At 56.2% G+C, this 20,795-nt stretch carries 19 protein-coding genes; 7 read left to right on the forward strand and 12 right to left on the reverse strand.

All coding sequences use genetic code 11. From position 1 onward, the window contains the following. Positions 1-32: 32 nt before the first annotated feature. The 6 genes from cmk to gyrA form a co-directional block, all read right to left on the reverse strand. The gene (gene cmk / locus OSH09_RS05935) at positions 33-710 is read right to left on the reverse strand and encodes a (d)CMP kinase (RefSeq protein ID WP_121739137.1); all 678 of its coding nucleotides are present in this window, start codon (positions 708-710) and stop codon (positions 33-35) included. After that, on the reverse strand, positions 707-2,029 hold the full coding sequence (gene aroA, locus OSH09_RS05940) for a 3-phosphoshikimate 1-carboxyvinyltransferase (protein ID WP_266120428.1): 1,323 nt from the start codon (positions 2,027-2,029) through the stop codon (positions 707-709). Before aroA ends, cmk begins: the two co-directional genes overlap by 4 nt. Beyond that, on the reverse strand, positions 2,026-2,910 hold the full coding sequence (locus tag OSH09_RS05945) for a prephenate dehydrogenase (protein WP_266120553.1): 885 nt from the start codon (positions 2,908-2,910) through the stop codon (positions 2,026-2,028). Before OSH09_RS05945 ends, aroA begins: the two co-directional genes overlap by 4 nt. A 194-nt stretch (positions 2,911-3,104) precedes the next feature. Further along, on the reverse strand, positions 3,105-4,196 hold the full coding sequence (gene pheA / locus OSH09_RS05950; RefSeq protein ID WP_207875212.1) for a prephenate dehydratase: 1,092 nt from the start codon (positions 4,194-4,196) through the stop codon (positions 3,105-3,107). After that, positions 4,189-5,298, reverse strand: a complete 1,110-nt coding sequence (gene serC, locus OSH09_RS05955; RefSeq protein ID WP_207875213.1) for a 3-phosphoserine/phosphohydroxythreonine transaminase — start codon at positions 5,296-5,298, stop codon at positions 4,189-4,191. Before serC ends, pheA begins: the two co-directional genes overlap by 8 nt. Further along, entirely contained in the window at positions 5,298-7,982 is a 2,685-nt protein-coding gene (gyrA, locus tag OSH09_RS05960) for a DNA gyrase subunit A (RefSeq protein ID WP_266120429.1), read from the reverse strand. The genes serC and gyrA overlap by 1 nt, the downstream gene beginning before the upstream one ends. 439 nt (positions 7,983-8,421) lie before the next feature. Between gyrA and ompA the strand changes: the two genes are divergently transcribed. The 3 genes from ompA to gph all read left to right on the forward strand — a co-directional run bounded on the left by ompA (position 8,422) and on the right by gph (position 10,526). Then, the gene (ompA, locus tag OSH09_RS05965) at positions 8,422-9,018 is read left to right on the forward strand and encodes an outer membrane protein OmpA (RefSeq protein ID WP_207875215.1); all 597 of its coding nucleotides are present in this window, start codon (positions 8,422-8,424) and stop codon (positions 9,016-9,018) included. Between the two features lie 83 nt (positions 9,019-9,101). After that, complete coding sequence (gene ubiG, locus OSH09_RS05970) at positions 9,102-9,824, forward strand: bifunctional 2-polyprenyl-6-hydroxyphenol methylase/3-demethylubiquinol 3-O-methyltransferase UbiG (protein WP_207875216.1); 723 nt, start codon at positions 9,102-9,104, stop codon at positions 9,822-9,824. 6 nt (positions 9,825-9,830) lie between these two features. Then, complete coding sequence (gene gph / locus OSH09_RS05975) at positions 9,831-10,526, forward strand: phosphoglycolate phosphatase (protein WP_266120430.1); 696 nt, start codon at positions 9,831-9,833, stop codon at positions 10,524-10,526. A 6-nt stretch (positions 10,527-10,532) separates the two neighbouring features. Here the strand turns inward: gph and OSH09_RS05980 are convergent, their stop codons facing one another. Next, complete coding sequence (locus OSH09_RS05980; protein WP_207875218.1) at positions 10,533-11,399, reverse strand: LysR family transcriptional regulator; 867 nt, start codon at positions 11,397-11,399, stop codon at positions 10,533-10,535. A gap of 86 nt (positions 11,400-11,485) precedes the next feature. Between OSH09_RS05980 and OSH09_RS05985 the strand changes: the two genes are divergently transcribed. Continuing rightward, on the forward strand, positions 11,486-13,021 hold the full coding sequence (locus OSH09_RS05985) for an MFS transporter (protein ID WP_323178728.1): 1,536 nt from the start codon (positions 11,486-11,488) through the stop codon (positions 13,019-13,021). Here OSH09_RS05985 and fdxA read toward each other — a convergent pair. Together fdxA and OSH09_RS05995 are read right to left on the reverse strand one after the other, a co-directional pair. Continuing rightward, positions 13,018-13,350 carry a ferredoxin FdxA gene (fdxA, locus tag OSH09_RS05990; protein WP_207875219.1) on the reverse strand — a complete coding sequence of 111 codons (333 nt, stop codon included), beginning with the start codon at positions 13,348-13,350 and terminating at the stop codon, positions 13,018-13,020. The genes OSH09_RS05985 and fdxA overlap by 4 nt on opposite strands. A 138-nt stretch (positions 13,351-13,488) precedes the next feature. After that, on the reverse strand, positions 13,489-14,562 hold the full coding sequence (locus tag OSH09_RS05995; protein WP_207875220.1) for a linear amide C-N hydrolase: 1,074 nt from the start codon (positions 14,560-14,562) through the stop codon (positions 13,489-13,491). A 236-nt stretch (positions 14,563-14,798) separates the two neighbouring features. Between OSH09_RS05995 and OSH09_RS06000 the strand changes: the two genes are divergently transcribed. Beyond that, positions 14,799-16,817 (forward strand): ligand-gated channel protein, encoded by a 2,019-nt coding sequence (locus OSH09_RS06000; protein WP_266120431.1) that lies wholly within the window; start codon positions 14,799-14,801, stop codon positions 16,815-16,817. Between the two features lie 61 nt (positions 16,818-16,878). On the opposite strand, the gene OSH09_RS06005 is transcribed toward OSH09_RS06000, so the two are convergent. Continuing rightward, positions 16,879-17,208 carry a hypothetical protein gene (locus tag OSH09_RS06005; protein ID WP_207875221.1) on the reverse strand — a complete coding sequence of 110 codons (330 nt, stop codon included), beginning with the start codon at positions 17,206-17,208 and terminating at the stop codon, positions 16,879-16,881. Positions 17,209-17,307: 99 nt separating this feature from the next. On the opposite strand from OSH09_RS06005, the gene OSH09_RS06010 reads away from it, so the two are divergent. Further along, positions 17,308-18,123 (forward strand): hypothetical protein, encoded by an 816-nt coding sequence (locus tag OSH09_RS06010; protein ID WP_266120432.1) that lies wholly within the window; start codon positions 17,308-17,310, stop codon positions 18,121-18,123. Between the two features lie 55 nt (positions 18,124-18,178). Continuing rightward, positions 18,179-19,303: a metallophosphoesterase gene (locus OSH09_RS06015; RefSeq protein WP_266120433.1), complete on the forward strand. Its 1,125-nt coding sequence runs from the start codon at positions 18,179-18,181 to the stop codon at positions 19,301-19,303. A 30-nt stretch (positions 19,304-19,333) separates the two neighbouring features. Here the strand turns inward: OSH09_RS06015 and OSH09_RS06020 are convergent, their stop codons facing one another. Together OSH09_RS06020 and OSH09_RS06025 are read right to left on the reverse strand one after the other, a co-directional pair. Beyond that, entirely contained in the window at positions 19,334-20,110 is a 777-nt protein-coding gene (locus tag OSH09_RS06020; protein ID WP_266120434.1) for a HEAT repeat domain-containing protein, read from the reverse strand. Further along, positions 20,107-20,595: a MarR family winged helix-turn-helix transcriptional regulator gene (locus OSH09_RS06025; RefSeq protein ID WP_266120435.1), complete on the reverse strand. Its 489-nt coding sequence runs from the start codon at positions 20,593-20,595 to the stop codon at positions 20,107-20,109. Before OSH09_RS06025 ends, OSH09_RS06020 begins: the two co-directional genes overlap by 4 nt. Positions 20,596-20,795 lie beyond the last annotated feature (200 nt).

Raw genomic sequence — 20,795 nt, forward strand, 5'->3', positions numbered from 1 at the left:
GGTGGAGTGAACAAAGCCCGATCAGCACGGGATTAGGCTGTCGGGACCGCAATACCCGACCAAAGGTCGAGCACCTTATTTACAACTTCCTGGATGCTGAGCTGGGAAGAATCCACAATGTGGGCACCCTGCGCAGGCACGAGCGGGGCATGGGTTCGAGAACGATCACGTTCGTCGCGCGCACGCAAGTCCGCCAAAAGACTCGTAAGATTAGCAGAAATACCCTTTTCGCTCAACTGTTTACAGCGTCTTTGGGCTCGCACTTCGGCATCTGCCAGCAAAAATATCTTTAAAGGCGCGTCCGGGAACACAACTGTGCCCATATCGCGCCCATCGCCCACCAAACCGGGTGCAACGCGAAAATCCCGCTGCCGTTGCAAAAGTGCCTCACGCACCAGCGGCAAGGCGGCTACTTGCGAAGCCAGATTGCCCACCTCTTCCTGGCGGATGGCATCGCTGACATCATCGCCATCCATGTAGATATGGGGGTAGTCAAAACGCACATTCAGGTTCTGGGCAGCGTGCTGGACCTGAGCCTCGTCCTGCACATCGACGCCACGACGCAAGCAGGACAAGGCTGTCAGGCGATACAAGGCCCCGCTATCGAGCGTATGCCAACCCAGTTTCTGCGCCACCAGCGAGGCAATGGTGCCTTTACCGGAAGCGGTCGGACCATCAATGGTAATGACGGGAATGGTTTGTTCGGTCATGCCTGCACCAATTGTTCAAAAACAGAAAAATACTCGGGGAAGGTTTTGCTGACGCAGGCGGGGTCCAGAATAGTGATCGGCACCGGGCCAAAACTGGCTAATGAAAAGCACATGGCAATGCGGTGGTCATCATAGGTCTCGATGCTGGCCGAACGCCATTGATCAGCCACAATAGGATGGACTGTCAGCCAGTCCGGGCCAGACTCCACGGTCGCACCCAGCTTGCGCAACTCGGCCTGCATGGCATCAATACGATCCGTTTCCTTGACCCGCCAGCTCGCGATATTACGCAAGGTGCAAGGACCATCGGCGAACATGGCCATGGCAGCGGCAGTCATGGCGGCATCAGGGATGTGATTGAAGTCCAGATCAAAGGCTTTCAGCTTGTCGCCCTGCGCCACACACAGGCCCGAGACGATCAGCTCATTGGCATGGCGCTCGATACGAGCCCCCATGGCCTCGGCCACATCGGCAAACTGGATATCGCCTTGCAGGCTTTCTGTACCCACGCCCTGAATACGCAGTGGGCCACCGCCAATCGCTCCCAGCGCAATGAAGTAAGAGGCAGAGGAAGCATCGCCTTCCACCACATACAAACCGGGGCTGACATAGGCGGCATCAGCCGCTACGGTAAAACTGCTCCACCCATCCCGATCCACCTGCAAGCCAAAGCGCGCCATCATGGCCAGGGTGATTTCAATATAGGGTTGGGAGATCAGCTCCCCTTCCACCTCGATGCGCAAGGGCTGTCCGGTACGGGCGGTCAACAAGGGGGCGGCCATTAACAAGGCCGTCAGGAACTGACTGGACACCGAGCCTTTTACCGAAACCCGACCTTGATCTGCCTGAGCCAACTCACCAATCGCCAAGGGCGGATAGCCTTCCGCACCCAGATACTGGACATCGGCACCCAGACTGCGCAAGGCATCTACCAGATCACCGATAGGACGCTCGTGCATACGGGCAATGCCACTCAGATTGAAGCGGCCACCCATCAGAGCCAAGGCGGCAGTCAGAGAACGAAAGGCCGTACCCGCATTACCCAGGAACAGATCCGCATCGCGATGTGCAAAGGGGGCACCGCCGTCAATCACGACCGTACCCTGCCCCAGATCCTGTACCGCCACGCCCATTTGCTGCAAAGCAGCCATCATGACACGCGTGTCATCAGAGTGCAGCAAGCCTTCCAGACGCGTTTGCCCTTGGGCCAAGGCGGCTAACAACAGGGCTCGATTGGAAATACTTTTGGACCCTGGCAAGGACAGTTGTCCGCTGGCACGACTGACGGGATTCAAAACAAGACTGTCGCTCTGGCTCATTGCAAACCACTCCTACTTGCCCAAAAACGGCGCGCCAAAGCAGCGCGCTCCAAGAATTCGTATAAAGCCTGGCCGTCCTGATCCTGCAAAGCCTGCTCTGCCTGATCCAAAGCCTGACGTACTTCCTGCAACTGCCCCAAAACAGCCTCGCGATTGCTCAGGAAAATATCACGCCACACCTCCGGCGAACCGGCAGCAATACGGGTGAAATCCCGAAAGCCCGTCCCCGCCAAGGCGAAGCGTTGATCCGAGTTCGCACTGGAGGCCACCTGCCACATAAAGACCGAGGATAGAAAATGCGGCACATGGCTGACCGAGGCCAGCACTTCATCGTGGGTCGCCGGGTCCATCAACATGACCCGCGCCCCGCAGGCTTCCCACACGGCAATCAAGCGTTCGCGCGCACTCGCGCTGTTTTCTTCCAGGGGAGTCAAAATGACATTGCGGCCATCATAGAGATCGGCACGCGCCGCTTCTGGCCCTACTGTTTCCGCACCCGCAATGGGGTGGCCGGGAACAAACTGGCCGATACGATCACCCAGCGCGTCACGCGCCACACTGACCACATCCACTTTAGTGCTGCCGGCATCGCTGATCAGAGTGTCGTCGCGCAGATGGGGACGTAAAGTTTTCAGTGCCGAAGCCATTGCGCCAATAGGCGTAGCCAGCACAATCAGGTCTGCTTGTTGGGCAGCTTGTTCAAGCGTGGCGACCTCGTCGATCAGGCCCAGCTCCTGGGCGCGTCGCAGGCTTCTTAGCTGGCGACCTACACCCAGCACTTTCCCTACAGCCCCAAAGCGCTTGAGCGCCAAAGCCAAAGAGCCGCCAATCAAACCGACTCCGACGACCGCCAGCACCGGAACCAAAGGCGGCGGCGCCATAGTTTCTGATGACGCTATCATGATTAATTCCGTTCCCTCTCAGGCCGTCCATGCTTGGCGTATTGCGTGAAATATCGCTAGCAAAACCGGGATATTGATGCAGACTTTGCCTTGCTGTCGCGTGAACTCAGGCAAAAGGCCTTGAGGGGGAAAAGCGAAACCTTCCCCACTCAGGCCTTTCTTGTTTCTGATGCTTAAAAGTCGTTTACGGGGTAAGAACCCAGAATCTTGAAAAAGGCGACTTGTTTCTTCAACTCGCTCAAGGCGGCTGCCATGGCAGGCTCGTCACGATGACCGATCAGGTCAACGTAGAAATAATATTCCCACTGCCCGGTACGGGCTGGACGGGATTCCAGACGAGTCATGGACACACCATGCACCGCCAGGGGAGACAGCATGTCATAGACTGCACCGGCCCGGTTGGGCACGGCCAGAATAATGCTGGTTTTGTCATTGCCGCTAGGCAGGGACTCGACATTGCCGATGGCCAGGAAACGGGTGCGGTTATGCGGATCGTCCTGAATACCGGCTTCCACCACGCCCAGATTCCAGGCAGTGATGGCGGTATTGCCAGCAATCGCCGCCACGCTAGGATCAGAGGCCGCCAGGCGAGCCGCTTCCGCATTGCTGGAAGCCGCTTCACGCGAAAGCTGAGGGTAATGCTTTTGCAGCCAGTTCTGACACTGCGCCAAAGCTTGAGGATGGGCCATCACACGGGTGATGCCTTCCATCGTGCCGGACTGGGTCAGCAGATTGTGGTGTACGCGGATGGATCGCTCACCCAAAACGCGCAAGGGCGAGTTCAGCAGCAAATCCAGCGTGCGGTTCACAGCACCTTCAGTCGAGTTTTCGACCGGCACCATGCCGACCTCAGCCTGACCCACTTCAACGCTGCGAAAAACCTCGTCAAAGGAATCGCATTGCAGGCCATCCAGAGCATGGCCGAAATGCTCGTACGCGGCCTGCTCGGAGAAAGAGCCTTGTGGGCCCAGGTAAGCCACGCGCAACACACTTTCCAAACCGCGGCAGGCAGAAATAATCTGCCCCCAGACGGCTTCCACCGCTGCCGGAGTAAACGGGCCATCATTTTCAGACTGCAAACGACGCACAATACGTGCCTCGCGCTCGGGCTTGAGGATGACTTCCTCGGTATTGAAGTCCTGCTTGATCTTGCCTACTTCCAAAGCCGCACGAGCACGCTCGTTGAGCAGCTCCAGGATCTGGCGATCCAGCTCATCAATACGATTGCGCCAAGGGAGCAGGCGCTCAGTTAAGGTATTAGCCATTCCGTCGTTCAAAATCAGTCATGAAATCGATAAGTGCCTGCACACCCTCCAGCGGCATGGCGTTATAGATCGAAGCGCGCATACCGCCCACGCTCTTGTGTCCTTTCAGGGAGGTCAAACCTGCTGCCGTGGCCTGTTCCAGGAACAAGGCATCCAGGGACTGGTCACGCAAGAGGAACGGTACGTTCATGCGCGAGCGGTAGGCCGGGTGCACGGTATTGGTGTAGAACTCCGAGGAATCCAGATAGCCGTACAAGGCCTGCGCCTTGGCCGCGTCACGCGCCTGCATTGCCGCCACACCACCTTGACGCTCCAGCCACTTGAACATCAGGCCAGCCATGTAGATCGAGTAGGTCGGCGGCGTGTTGAACATGGACTGCTGCTTTTCAATGTTGGCGTAGTTGAACGCCGACGGGCACAAGTCCATAGCGTGCCCCAGCAAGTCCTTGCGGATCATCATCAAGGCGATACCGGACATGCCTGCGTTCTTCTGCGCCCCAGCGTAAGCCACGGACACACGCGAGAAATCAATCGGGCAGGACAGGATGTTGGAGGATACGTCCGCAACCACCGGAACATCCAGCTTGGGAATATCGTTGAACTCTACGCCGCCAATCGTTTCATTGGTGCAGACATGCAGGTAAGCCGCATCCGGGCGCACATCCCATTGGGAGGGCTCGGGAAACCAGGTCCAGGGCGCCCACTCTTTGCCCTGATCCTGCCAAGCCTGACCACTGGTACCGGCGACGTGAATGTCGCCGTAGCGCTGAGCCTCTTCGCAGGACTTGACCGACCAACTGCCCGAAAGCACGTAGTCGGCCTTGCCGCTGCCATTGCGCTGAATCAGGTTCAAAGGCAGCAGGCCGTTCTGGCCCTGTGCCCCACCCTGAACAAACAGCACGGCAAAGTCGTCCGGCACAGACAGCAGGCTGCGCAAATCGGCTTCCGCCTCATCACGCACACCCATATAGTCTTTGCTACGGTGGCTCATTTCCATGATGGACATGCCAGTGCCGTGCCAATTGGTCATTTCAGCAGCGGCTTGTTCCAGCACTTCCAACGGCAGCATCGACGGGCCTGCCGAAAAATTCCATACACGCATTACTCGTTTTCCTCGCCGGAAGGGTCCGCCTGGTCTTGGGCGGAATCAGTTTGATTGTCCTGCTCAAGACTTTCTGGCGCTTGACCGTCTTCGGCCAGCTCGGCATCGACCTCGTCGTCGGTCTCTACCACGCGGTACACACCAGAGAGTTCGCTGTCGTCATCCACGCTGATCAAGGTAACGCCTTGCGTTGCACGGCCCATCTCGCGGATTTCAGCCACGCGAGTACGGACCAGCACACCGGCATTGGTAATCAGCATGATTTCGTCGGTTTCACGGACCAGCACAGCCCCCACCACCTTGCCGTTACGGGCAGAGGTCTGGATGGCAATCATGCCCTTGGTACCGCGACCGTGACGCGTGTATTCGCCAATCGGGGTGCGCTTGCCGAAACCGTTCTCGGTCGCAGTCAGCACGGATTGGGTTTCGTCTTCAGCCACCAGCAAGGCGATCACGGACTGACCGTCTTCCAGCGTCATGCCACGCACACCACGGGCTGCACGGCCCATTGGACGTACATCACCTTCGTCAAAGCGCACGGCCTTGCCCGCATCCGAGAACAACATGACGTCGTGCACACCATCGGTTAGCTGAGCACCGATCAGGTAGTCGCCCTCGTCCAGGCCCACGGCGATAATGCCGGCCTTGCGGGGGTTGGAGAAGTCGGACAGCGGGGTCTTTTTAACCGTACCGCGCGAGGTCGCCATGAACACGAACTGATCTTCGCTGAATTCCTTGACGGACAGCACCACGTTGATCTTCTCGCCATCTTCCAGAGGGAACATATTGACGATAGGACGGCCACGCGAGTTGCGCGAGCCTTGTGGCACTTCCCAGACCTTGAGCCAGTACACACGGCCACGGTTCGAGAAGCACAGCAGGTAATCGTGCGTGTTGGCAATGAACAGCTTGTCGATCCAGTCGTCCTCTTTCATGGCGGTGGCTTGTTTGCCACGGCCACCACGACGCTGTGCACGGTACTCGGACAGCGGCTGGCTCTTGATGTAGCCGGTATGCGAGAGCGTCACCACCATATCCATGGGGGTGATCAAGTCTTCAGTATCCAGCTCGGTGGCGTTGTGCTCGATTTGCGAGCGACGCAGATCCTTGCCTGTGGCCGAGAATTCGTCGCGCACAGCGATCAGTTCATCACCAATAATGGCGGATACACGCGACGGACTGGACAGAATATCCAGCAAGTCAGCAATCTTGTCCATGACCTCGCGGTACTCCTGAACAATCTTGTCCTGCTCCAGGCCAGTCAAGCGCTGCAAGCGCATGTTCAGGATTTCCTGAGCCTGCACTTCGCTCAAACGGTACAGACCTTCCGAGCTCATGCCGAACTCGGCGCCCAGATCATCAGGACGGTACGCGTCGCGCCCACCCACAATGGCGCTGGTGTCAGCACGAGCCAACATCTCGCGCACCAGACCGGAATCCCAGGAACGAGCCATCAGCTCGACGCGGGCAACCGGTGGAGTAGGAGCGGCTTTGATGATTTCGATGAACTCATCAATATTGGCCAGGGCTACAGCCAGACCTTCCAGCACATGACCACGCTCGCGCGCTTTACGCAGTTGGAATACGGTACGGCGTGTCACCACTTCGCGGCGGTGGCTCAGGAAGTAATCCACCAACTGTTTCAGGTTGAGCAAACGGGGCTGGCCATCGACCAGTGCCACCATGTTCATCCCGAAGGTTTCTTGCAGTTGCGTGTTCTTGTAGAGGTTGTTCAGAACAACTTCAGGCACTTCGCCGCGCTTCAGTTCAATGACCAAACGCATGCCGTCCTTGTCGGACTCGTCGCGGATATCGGAGATACCCTCAATGCGCTTTTCGTTGACCAGCTCGGCAATACGCTCTTGCAGCGACTTCTTGTTGACCTGGTAAGGAATGGCGTCGACCACGATGGCCTGACGATTGCCCTTTTCCATGTCCTCAAAGTGCGTGCTGGCGCGCATGATAACGCGACCACGACCCGTACGGTAGCCTTCGCGCACACCGGACATGCCATAAATAATGGCGCCGGTCGGAAAGTCAGGGGCCGGGATGTATTCAATCAGTTCATCAACCGTGCACTCGGGGTGGCTCAGGCAGTACAGACAGCCGTTGACCACTTCAGCCAGGTTATGCGGCGGAATATTGGTCGCCATACCCACAGCAATACCCGAGCTGCCGTTGACCAGCAGATTGGGCAGGCGCGAGGGCAACAGGGCCGGTTCTTTTTCGCTGCCATCATAGTTAGGCACGAAATCCACGGTTTCCTGGTCGATATCGGCCAGCAACTCGTGGGCGATCTTGGCCAGACGGATTTCGGTGTAACGCATGGCAGCGGCGTTATCCCCGTCGATGGAACCAAAGTTACCTTGTCCGTCGACCAGGGTGTAGCGCATGGAAAAGTCCTGCGCCAGACGCACGATGGTGTCGTAGACGGCAGAGTCACCATGAGGGTGGTACTTACCGATCACATCACCGACGATACGAGCCGACTTCTTATAGGCACGATTCCAGTCGTTATTGAGTTCATGCATGGCGAACAAGACACGGCGATGCACGGGCTTCAAACCATCTCGCACGTCGGGAAGAGCACGGCCCACAATCACGCTCATGGCGTAATCGAGGTAGCTGCGGCGCATCTCCTCTTCAAGCGAAACGGGAAGCGTCTCCTTGGCAAAGGAATCCATAGGTCAATTCTTTATAGATATGGGTTAAGCAGTAAGCCAGCCGTAAACGGACAAGAGGAAATTCTAGCACTTTCACATAGAGGGACGCAGCGTCGGGCAACGACAAGGCGGACGATGTGCAAGTGAAACAGCAGATTCACCAAAAATCTGTCGTCCACTAATCGTATCGATCATCGATCCAGTAAGCTGCCCCACCCTCAGCCTGTTGCCTAAAACCAACAATAAAAGGAAAGAACAAGGCTAATTCCACGCATCTTCACGAATCGTTCCCCGTCCCCCTCACGCATGTGGCCGAAATGTCTTAAGATTCGACCTAACACGCATGAAACCCAGCGCAAGCAGTCTTTAATCCGTTCAAGGGATTGCTATACTGGTTCCGTTAATCAGCGGCAGGGGTTCGCTGCGGTCACTTAACAGCATCAGCTCAACGAGGAGAAATATGAACAAACCCTCCAAAATCGCACTTGTACTCGCCATTGCCGCCGCATCGGCCACCAGTGCAGTTTCCGCACAAGAGTCCGGCGAAGTTAACAACTGGCGCAATCCGTTTGGCGACGTTTGGAAAAACGGCACCAACGAACTGTGCTGGCGTAACAACTTCTGGACACCTGCTACAGGTATTCCAGGTTGTGACGGCGTGCCCGTTGCTCAAGCCCCCGAAGCTCCTGTCGTCGCTCCTACTGTCACTAAAGTGACTTTGAACGCTGACACTTTCTTCGACTTCGACAAAGCCACCATCAAGCCAGAAGGCCGCCAGGTTCTGGATCAAGTAGCTGACACTGTTCAGTCTATCGATCTGGAAACTCTGATCGCTACCGGTCACACTGACTCGATCGGCGCTGAAGCTTACAACCAGAAGCTGTCCGAGCGTCGCGCCAATGCTGTTAAAGCATACTTGGTCAACAAGGGCGTATCCGCTGACCGTATCTACACCGAAGGCAAGGGCGAAGCTCAGCCAGTGGCGTCCAACAAGACCCGTGAAGGCCGTGCCCAGAACCGTCGCGTAGAAATCGAAATCGTGGGCAACCGCAAGTAATTCTTGCCGCATCACGTATTTCTGTAGCTAAGGCTACAATTAAGGCTCCGCTTTTGCGGGGCCTTAATTTTTTTGGATGAGCCATGACTGCTTCCACCGCCACTAACGTCAATGTCGATCCCGCAGAGATCGATAAATTCAGCGCACTGGCTTCCCGCTGGTGGGACCCAGACAGCGAATTCAAACCGCTGCACGCTATCAACCCTTTGCGTCTGGACTGGATTCTGTCCTACACCGGCTCCCTGGCGGGCAAGCAGGTACTGGACGTAGGTTGTGGTGGCGGGATTTTGTCGGAAAGCCTGGCTCAAGCGGGTGCTGAAGTCACTGGCATTGATCTGGCTGAGCGCTCCTTGAAGATTGCCCGTTTGCACAGCCTGGAGTCGGGCGTGCCGGTCAAATACGAGATGGTCAGCGCCGAAGACATGGCCGATCAGCATCCTGGCCGTTTTGATGTGGTCACTTGCATGGAAATGCTGGAACACGTCCCGGACCCGGGCTCCATCATTCAAGCCTGCTCCAAACTGGTTAAACCCGGTGGCTGGGTCTTTTTCTCGACCCTGAACCGCAATCCCAAATCTTTCTTGTTTGCCATTGTCGGTGCCGAGTATCTCTTGCGCCTGATCCCCAAGGGCACACACAGCTATGAAGGCTTCATCAAACCCAGCGAGCTGATTTCCTCAGCCCGTCGCAGTGGTCTGGATGCACTGGCTTTGAAAGGCCTGGAATACAACCCGATTACCGAGCACTATCGCCTGTCCGGCGACACCTCCGTCAACTACCTGCTGGCCAGCCGCCGCCAAAGCTAAGCCCTCATGAATAAACTGGTTCTATTCGATTTTGACGGCACTCTGGCCGACTCCGCCCCGGATCTGGCCGCTACCGCCAATCGCATGCGTCAGGCCCGTGGCCTGCCCGATCTGCCCTACGAAGCCTTGCGTCCTTACGCCTCTCATGGTGCTCGGGGCCTGATCAAGGTGGCCTTGGATATCAGCACCGACCACCCCGAATACGCACAACTGCGCACGCATTTCCTGCAGGACTACAACGATCACATGACCGAGTTGACCCATTTGTTTGAAGGCGTGGCTCCCATGCTCAAACAACTGGAACAAGCAGGCTATACCTGGGGCATTGTGACTAACAAGTTGGAATATCTGGCTCTGCCACTGATTCGTCACCTGGGTCTGGAAGCGGGCTGTGCCGTCACGGTGGGCGGCGATACGACGCCTCATACCAAGCCTCACCCGGCGCCCCTGCTGCATGCGGCCCAGCAAACAGGTTTTGATCCTAAGGATTGCCTGTACGTCGGTGACGACCTGCGTGATATTCAGGCAGGCCAGGCAGCCGGTATGGCCACCATGATTGCCGCCTACGGCTATTGTGCACAAGACGATAGCCTGAGCACGTGGCAGGCTGACCTGACCGTGCACCACGCCGATGATATCTGGGAAGGCGTACAGCGCTGGGCGAACGACCAACTGTCCCGCCCTTCCCCACTGGCCTGCTAAATCAGCCTAAGGCAGCAGCTCCGACAGGCGCTGCTGCATCCACACCGCTGCCGGGGGCAAAGACTGCCCCTGCCGCCACAGCATACGCACTGGTAAAGGTGGCAACACCATCTCCTGGCAATGCAACTGCGCCAGCTTATTGCGCAAGTTTTCATACTCCGCAATATTCAGCGGCAAAATTGCCCAGCCCATACCATCAGCCACCATATCGGCAATTACATAAAAACTATCTGAGCGCCACACACTGGGGCTGACGACGGTTTGCTCCATCCCCTCGATATGAATCAGCAACTGCCTGTGCGCGGTCAACTCCTTACGGCTGACTTGATCCTGGCTGGCCAGTAGATGCGTACGCGCAACACAAATCGCCTGAGGCACGGCACCGATATAGCTTTGCGCAAACGAAGTCGTATCAGCACCCCGATCAAACTGAAAAGCCACATCCGAGCGACCATCGCTGACGTAATCCATCACCTCGGATGCCGTTCCATTCCAGATCGTCAATTCCAGAGCAGGCCAGCGTAGAGCCAGTTCTTTGAGCAGCAGACGTAGCGGCTCTTGGGGCAGGGCCTCATCCAGACTGATTTCCAATCGCGCCGACTGCCCCTGCGACAGATCCAATGCCCGGCGATTGAGCACATCCACCTGACGCAATAAAGCCTTGGCCTCCAGCAGCATGATTTCTCCCGATACTGTCAGACTCAAGCTGCGACGCGAGCGATCAAACAGCTCCAGGTTCAGGTCGGCTTCCAATAAGGCAATAGAGGTGCTGACCGCAGACTGCACCTTGCCCAGATCTTTGGCAGCCTGAGTCATGGTGCCGGTTTCCGCCACGGCCACGAAATGTCGAATACGTTCTAGTGTCCAATCCATACATCTATTTTAGAGATGCTAATCAACTTTGTCTGTTGATATTATTGATAGATCATAAGGGCTTTTCCCTACCCCTCTGGTTTTATATGCTGCACAGCTCGATTACCCATCAAGCCCAAACTCCCCCGCTGTCTTCAAGCCGTCGCTGGTTGATCCTGGCGATTGTATCGGCAGCACTCTTGTTGATCGTGGTGGACATGACGGTGCTCTATACCGCCCTGCCACGCTTGACGCATGATCTGCAAGCTTCGGCCTCGGACAAGCTGTGGATCATCAACAGCTATGCCCTGGTCGTCTCCGGACTGCTCCTGGGCATGGGTACTCTGGGTGACCGCCTGGGGCATAAACGTCTGTTTCTGTCCGGTTTGGCCCTGTTTGGGCTAGCCTCGATAGCGGCTGCCTACTCGCCCAATCCGACCGCCCTGATTGCCGCTCGCGCCTTTCTGGGCGTCGCCGCGGCCATGATGATGCCCGCCACCCTGTCGCTGATTCGCATCACTTTCCATGATGAGCGTGAACGCGCAGTCGCCTTTGGTGTGTGGGCCTCGATCGCTTCCGGTGGCGCAGCCTTCGGCCCCGTGGTGGGCGGTTTTCTGCTGGAGCATTTCTGGTGGGGCTCAGTCTTCCTGATCAACGTCCCTATCGTGCTGATTGCACTGCCTGTAGGCTGGGTGCTGGTACCACGCTCGACTCCCGATGCTTCCCGCCCCTGGGACATAAAAGGTTCTTTGCTGATTATGGTGGGGCTGGTCGCCAGCACCCTGGCCATAAAAGAAATGGGCAAGCTGCACACCAACTGGAGCCTGACGGCTGCCGCCTTGATCATTGGCATTGCCTTTCTAAGCTGGTTTGTCCGTCAGCAGAACCGCAGCCGCTTTCCCTTGCTGGACTTTGCCCTGTTCAAAGATGCGACGCTTAGCACCGCAGTCTTGTCTGCACTGACAGCCTCGGCTGCCTTGATTGGCATGGAACTGGTCTTTAGCCAACGTCTGCAACTGGTACTGGGTTTCTCGCCTCTGGAAGCGGGCCTGGCCATTATTCCTTTGCCACTGGCCGCCTTTATTGCGGGCCCCCTGGCCGGTCGCCTGCTGACGGTGATTGGCAGCAAGCACTTGCTGATTGGCTCCTTGAGTCTGGCCGGAGCCGGGATGGCCGCTTACCTGGCCTGGCATAACAGCGCACAAGGGCTGCAAATCCTGGGGCTGGTGATGTTGGGCCTGGGTGTCGGCGCTGCCATGACAGCGGCCTCCAGCACCATCATGCAAAGCGTGCCGCCCTCACGGGCCGGGATGGCCGCCTCGGTAGAGGAAATGTCGTACGAGCTGGGAGGCGCCCTGGGCGTCACCATCATGGGTAGCCTGCTGTCCTTCGTGTACAGCGCCAGCTTGATCTTGCCCAAAGAGCTGGGCGAGCACTCCCTGGCCTATGACAGCCTGGATCAAGCCTTATTGATGGCCGAAACCATGCCACAAAATTTGGCACTGAACCTTAGCGAATTGGCTCGCGATTCTTTTGACAAAGGCTATGTTGCCGTGCTGGCCAGTTGTACCGCCCTGCTACTGATGGCAGCCGTGGCAGTCTGGTATTTCCAGCGTACGACTCGCCACCCTCAGGCCCATTAATCCCGCTGTAGCAGCGCCAACTTGCCGGTCTGAGTCGCCCAGTGTTCATGATCCGGCAAGGGCGCTTTTTGCTGGCTGATTCGCTTCCAGGCCGGGTCCTCGCTCAAGGTCCGATTCAATTCCACATAGATCTGCTGCTCTGGCGTCACATCCTGATCGCTGACAATCGCTCCCACCGGACATTCCGCTACGCAAATGGAGCAATCAATACATTCGTCAGGATGGATGACCAGAAAATTCGGACCTTCAAAAAAACAGTCCATCGGGCACACCGTGACGCAATCGGTGTACTTGCACTGGATGCAAGCTTCCGTCACTACATAGGTCATGAGACAGCTACTTCAACAAATAAAGACGGGACATAGCATAACAGCCCAACATGGAAATCATGCGTTCGCTGTCGGCCATGTCCCGATTAGCTCGCCTGACCTCAGGCTTGCCCCGGACGGCTTACACCGCTGCCACGCTTAAATAGCAGGTGGCTTCACGGGCAAGAAGTGGAAAGGCTTGGAGGGTTTGAAGTGCTCCAGCACCTCGCCCATATAAACCGTGCTTTGCTCTGGTCCCAGCTCCAGCTTCATGACCTTACCCGTTTCAGCCGAAAAATCGACCTTCTTCATATCCAGCCAGAAAGCGCCGGGCGACAGAACCGAGTCAAAGTAGTACAGGCTACGCTGATGGTCGAACACGGTACGCCAGCGGGTCGAGGAGTTGTTAGGCTGATCCGGCACGGTCATGCCGTAAGGTGTCGAGGCATTGCGAATCACGCTCAACACACTGGCCACTGCCTTGTCATCACTAAGATTGCGCGGCACCGCATTGATGTAGAAAGAAGCGCGGGCAAAACGGTCTGCCGCACGGCTCGTGCCTGGCAACATATTCAATCCGCCCACATCCTGCCAGTAGTCCTTGATGGCCAACTGCTGATCGTAGGTGGGCGAGTTCGTCATCACCTGATATTTGCGGTTGTGGTGGATGTGCTGCTTGCCATCGATGTACTCGATAATGGCGCTGTCGCCGGACGCATCCGACATGGCCATATGCAGCGTTGCCAGACGCTCCTCATCCGGCATCTTGTCTGTCAGCACGACAAAGGGATTCTTTTCCAGCGCCTCTACCGCTTCAGCCACTGTTGCGAAATTGTCCAGTACATACTGCCCCCACAAGGACAGACTCATGGTCTTGTCACCTTTTTTCGGGGTGGGAAACTGCGACTCGGGCAACCACAAAAGGTTGACGTTCAAGCCCTTTTCATTCGCGCCATCGGTTGATGCAATGTCATAGCCCGAGGCAATGACGCTGCCATACTTCGAGGTCCATTCCAGTGCGGTAGGACCTGTTTCACCATTCCGTTTTTCGCCACGCGGAAAAATCCAGAGATTCGTTTCGACATCCCTTTTCCAGTCCATGGAACGACCGGTAATGACCTGCCCGTTATCACCCAGAAAAACTGCTCGGGTACACGCCTGAGAGGCCGCAGGCACTAAAGCCAGCCCGACTGCGCATGCCAGCAAAGTACGACGACATTTTTTTAGCAACATCTTTCTCTCCAGAGACGGCTAGCCGCCCAATTAATCAAATAAAAAAACAGACTGTTTGCACAGTCGATACATTGGACACGGGTGTAACAAAAACAGGATTAAATCGGCTCGTCAAGCGAGGTGCCTAATTGTGGCAGAAGACCTACAGATACATGAAAAAGAGCCCTCTTAATTTGAGAATCGGGTCGATTAGATAATAATAACTGTTCTCATTATTGTTCCTTCTTCTGATTTCTATGTCTTCCTTGTTCCCCCTTTCTCCGGCGGCCCGTGCCGTAGCCATTCTTGCTGGCTCCATTGCTCCCTTTTCCTGTTCTTTGGCCCAACAAAGCGTTAACCAGCTCGACAATATCGTGGTTACAGCTTCCGGCTTTGAGCAAGCAGTTCAGGATGCCCCGGCCTCCATCAGCGTAGTGCCACGTGCCGAACTGGAAAAGAAGGCCTATCGTGACGTCACTGATGCCTTAAGGGATGTTCCCGGTGTTGTGATTACTGGAGGAGCCAGTGGCAGCGATATCAGTATCCGTGGCATGGCATCGGCCTACACCCTGATCCTGGTTGACGGCAAACGACAAAATTCGCGTGAGACACGTCCTAATAGCGACGGTGCCGGTATCGAACAGGGTTGGTTGCCGCCCATGCAGGCAATCGAACGTATTGAAGTGATCCGCGGCCCGATGTCGTCCTTGTATGGCTCAGAAGCCATGGGTGGTGTGATCAATATCATTACCCGCAAAGTCCACCAAGAATGGACCGGCTCCTTACGCACGGAAGCGACCGTCCAGGAGGACTCCAAGTCCGGCAATATTTATCAAGGCAATTTCTATCTGGCAGGCCCCATCAAGAAAGACATGTTGGGCCTGCAGATTTATGGTCAGGAATCCCGTCGCAACGAAGACGAAATTCTTAACGGCTTCAACAAGCAGAACACCTCCTCGGGTACCGTCAAGCTGACCTTGACCCCTTCTGCCAATCACGACTTTACTGCCGAGTTCTCCCGTACCTTGCAAGAGCGTACGTCTACGCCCGGCAAGACCATGGAAGCTGTAACCTGCCGCAAGGACGGTCAATGCTCACCCAACCCGATCTCCACCAGCAAGTACTCGCGCAATGTGTTCTCCGTGGGCCACAACGGCCGCTGGGGACAGGCTGTCTCCAACACCTACGTGCAACGTGAAGAGATTGATAACCCCGGCCGTAGCATGTTCCTGAAAAACACTGAGTTCAATACGCAATGGAGCCTGCCTTTGGGCAACCATATGCTGACCTCGGGCTTTCAATATCTACATGAGCAACTGCGCGACAACGGCAACCAGTACAAACCTGATGTCAATCGCCTGAGCCGTGAACAATGGTCGGTATTCGCTGAGGACGAATGGAGCATGACCGACAACTTTGCCCTGACTGGCGGCGTGCGCATGACTCACGACGAGAACTACGGCAATCACTGGACTCCCCGTCTGTACGGTGTGTGGCATGCGACTGAGCAGTTAACGTTGAAAGGAGGTGTATCCTCCGGCTTCAAGGCCCCCTCCCTGCGCTCTGCCGTGGCGGACTGGGGCCAGATCACCGGTGGTGGTGGCGGTGGCGCACCTGCCGTGATCGTTGGCAACCCGAATCTGAAACCGGAAAAGAGCCTGAGCCAGGAACTGGGCATTGTTTGGGACAACCAGAACGGTATGGTCAACAGCCTGACCTTCTTCAATACCAACTTCAAAGACAAGATCTCTGAAACTCGCCGTTGTACAGATCCGGATAGCCTGCCTAATTGCCACGTTTTCCCAGGCGATCAAGGCTACAAATTCATCAGTGACCGCGTCAACGTAGACAGGGCCATCATGCGCGGTGTGGAAGCATCCACAACCTGGTCGATTACTGATAACCTACGTCTGGCCGCCAACTACACCTACACCTACTCCAAACAAAAGAGCGGTGACTTCTCCGGTCAGCCTTTGAACAAGATGCCCAAGCATATGTTTAACGCCACCCTGGATTGGGATGCCAATGAACAACTGGGATTGTGGACCCGTGTCAACTACCGTGGCAAGACTTCAGACTACCTGGGCCGCACCAGTATGGCTCAAGGCACCCCATCCTTCACTTTCCTGGATGCTGGCCTGAACTACAAATTCAACAAAACCACCACGGTTGGCTTTGGCGTGTACAACATCTTTGACAAACGCGTCACGGATGAAACCTTTGATGCTGTGTATGATGGCCGCCGTTACTGGGCACAATTGACCGTTGGTTTCTAAAAGCTATCGCCTCATACAGAATCAAAAAAACGGCCCTTAAGGGGCCGTTTTGCAAATCTGCCTAAAACTCCAGACATTCAAAAAAGCCTGGCAAACGCACGTAGTGATTCATTAACTCTTCAATCAGATATGTGCTGTCACGGGTTTCCAGCGCCAGCAGATTCTCCCGATAATCCTCATCTGCCAGCCCTACCGCCCAACGCCCTGGATCGACACGGGCACCGGCCAAAAGCTCGGACAACTTGGGATCTTGCAAAGCCTCCAAGGCCGTACGCAGGGCCAGCTCCTGATCCGTGAAACCAATCTGTCCATCACGATCAGCTTGTAACGCCGCTTGCACTAGGGGCAACAAATTATCAATATCTTGCTTGCTAAGGTAAAACACATGCATGACACCTTCTCCACGGTTGGTGATCGGCTGTTCCAGCATACCGAAAGAAACAAGACTGGCGCCAGTACGCCATCATTTACAGAATTAGAAAGGGGGTCCATGACAATGATGCGTCAACTCAATCATTACCGCTGGCTATTGCTGGGACTCTTGCCGCTAGCCAGTCTGGCTCAAGCCCAAGTCAGCGTGCCAAACTCTGCCCCCTTGCCTGACACGGACACGGTCGTCTCGTCGCCTTACACCTTGCAGATTACCCCCTACGCCTGGATCACCGGCTTGTCCGGGGAGTCCTCCCCCTTCAAACGCGCACCCTCTCTGGATATTGAGAAGTCCTTTTCAGATGTGCTGCACGATCTGCGTGCGGCTGCCTTTCTAAATGTCTGGGCGCGACGCGACCGCTATGTGCTCAATGGCGACCTGCTCTACGTGAACACGCGGGAAAGTGAAGTGGTCGGTGGCCTGCCCTTGGTGGGAGCCGCAGAAGGAACGGTGGACACGCGTCTTTTCATGGCAACGCTGCAAGGGGGATACCGTGTCTATGACTCCGAACAAGCCAGCGTGGATGCACTGGCCGGTTTTTCATTTTGGGATATCCGTACCCGTGCTCACCTGAGCACAGCAGGCCGAACCCGGCACCATCAGGAAAGCTTTAGCTGGGTTGACCCCACTATCGGGCTGCGTGCCTTTTATCGCTTTACCCCTGAACTTTCCACTCAGGCCCAGGTCCATCTGGGGGGCTTTGATGTGGGCTCACGCCTCAGCTATCAGGCCACCCTGACCCTGAACTACGACCTGTCGGACAATTTCTCTGTGGCTGCCGGGTACAAGATGTTGAATGTGAACTATCGCCGCTCTGGCCATATTTTTGACACGCGCATGTCCGGGCCGGTAATCGGTCTGACCTGGCGTTACTGATCCCGCCCAAGACTCACGCCCCATCGCGTGACCCTGCTATTTTTTGGATGATTTTGTGTTTCAAGTCGCTGCCCTTGTTTTTGCCCTGTATGTCGCTTGGCGACTGATCAAACCCCTGAAGATCAAACCCTGGATCAAGTGGCTGCTCAGTGCCTTGGCTGTTGCCGCCACCTTGCATCACTACACGGTTGCCCTGTTCTGGGGCACCCGCGCCTCTCCGGAAGTTCCTGCTCAAGTCATCATGGTTCTGGGCTGGGCCTTTGGTGCCGTCTTGCTGGCGGCCTGCTTCACCTTGCTGACCGATCTGGCTGGCCTGGTGATGCGCGTCTTGTACAAACCCGCCGGACTGATTCTGCTGCGCTCTCCTGCCTTGCGGGGAGTGCTGGGTGTGGCGGCAATCAGCCTGTCGGCGCTGGGCGTCTGGCAGGCGGTGAAAGTACCCGAGATCAAATCCATTGAGGTACAGCTAAAGGGCTTGCCTGCCAGCCTGGATGGTTTCAAGCTGGTTCAACTGACAGACCTGCACGCCAGCCGTTTGCTGCAAGGCCCCTGGATTCAGGCCATCGTGGACAAGACCCAAGCCCTGAACCCTGATCTGATCGTGATTACCGGCGACCTGGTCGATGGCACCGTCGCCGCGCGCCGTAACGATGTCGCCCCTTTGCAGGCGCTCTCCGCTCCACAAGGCGTCTATGTGATTGCGGGCAATCACGAGTACTACACCCAATATCAGCCCTGGATAGAACACTTCAACAGCCTGGGCCTGCGCTTGCTGCTGAATGAGCACAGCATCATCCAACAGGGCGATGCGGCTTTTGCCTTGGCCGGTATTACGGACAAATCAGCCGCAACACATGGTCAGCCTCTGCCCGATATCGCCGCTGCGGTAGCAGGAATTCCGTCAGGCATGCCCATCATCATGCTGGCCCACCGCCCGGACACCGCCAAAGAAAGTGCCGCGGCTGGAGCAGCCTTGCAGCTTTCCGGTCATACCCACGGCGGTCATATTGTGGGCATGCACAAGATTGTGCAGATGGCCAACGACGGCTATGTGGGTGGGCTATATCAAGTAGGTGATATGAAGCTGTATGTCAGCTACGGAGCAGGCTTGTGGGCGGGCTTCCCGCTGCGTCTGGGACGCGCCTCAGAAATCACCTTGATTACCTTGCGGGCTTCCTGAAGTCCATCTCTCAAGGCCTGAACGCCCCCATCACGACACGCTGCGCAGCGCCCTTCGACACAGGCGCTGTACAGCGGCACTCTCCGGCGACTGCGCCAGCCACTGAGCACATAGATCACGCACCCACTGCGGCTGATCCTTGGCGGCATCGTTCAAATAATTGGCCACGGAATCCTGCACATACACACTGCTATCACGGTACAGAGCATCCAGAATCGGCAACATGCGTTCAGGCTCCTTTTTCAGAATAGCAATATGTGCGCACCACACTCCCCGAGGGCGCAGAGCTTCACACGCAAAGCGACGCAGATACTCCGAGTCTGAACGCGCCCACTGCTGCAAGTTCTGAATCGACACATCCAGCTCAGCCACCAAGTGCGGGCGTACCGCCATCCAGGCCCATTCACGCACACCAAAATGCGGATCATCAGCCAAGGGACGCAGTGTCTCCAGGCGCTGGGACACGCTTAATGATTCGCGCGCTCCCACCATAAAGCAGGCCCAGCCACGCACCACATCAGCCGGGTGCGCGAGGCAACGTGTCCAGGCCATCTCGCCATAGGTTTCCAGCAAGTACTCTCCTACGGCTTTCATGCGCTTGAGAATACCCAGTTCGGCCAAGGTGGCGATCTGCTGCACGCCCTGCTCATCCATGTCGGGGAAAACCGTTGCCACCAGCACACGCTGATCAATAGCCAAGGACTCGGTCAACGTAGCGCCCTGAATTTCCCCCTTGGACAGGGCCAGCAAAATATCAGCCGGTATGTCCGCAACCCTGGCATAAGCCTTGCGGTTTTCTGTACTCATGATGCCTGCTCTCCATGGGCGGCTTTGTTTAACAGGGCGCTTAGCTGCGTGCATTCGGTCTCGGACAAATGCTGGAACAATTGGCCTATCCACCGGGCGTGGGTTCCTACCAGCGTCTTGGCCAACTCCGCCCCCTGAGGACTGAGTTTCACCATGACGGAACGCCGGTCCGTCTCGGCTGCAAAGCGCTGCACCAAGCCCGCTTTCAGCAGCCCATCAACCAGAGTTGTGACGGTTGCTCGCGTAACGCCTGCCCGTTCAGCCAGGATGTGGGAGGGCATGCCGTCTGGTGCCTCTTCCAGCAGGAATAAAAGCACAAAACGGGCTTCGCTCAAGCCATGGGGGGCCAACAAGGCGGCGCAGTCTTTATCGATACGAGCAGACAAGGACAGAAGTTGAAAACACAGAGACATGCCCTGCACGTTAGCGCCCTTCTGCTGCTCGGCATGCGAGAGCAAAGCCTGATATTTCGCTTCCAGTTTCATAGTTCGACATCAAATTATTTGATGTCAAATCTTAATATTGAAGCCCATTAAAAACAAGAAAAATAAAGGAAGTCTCCTGGTAGAAAATAAACGTGGGCGAATTTCGCATCATGCCAACTCAATTCACAAAGCGGAATATGCCCAGGTAGTAAGGAGTCCATCAGCAAAGACAGCCGATTTTTTGACTAAAGAGTGTCGCC

The organism is Alcaligenes parafaecalis (assembly GCF_026344135.1).
GTDB classification, from domain to species: Bacteria; Pseudomonadota; Gammaproteobacteria; order Burkholderiales; family Burkholderiaceae_B; genus Alcaligenes; species Alcaligenes parafaecalis.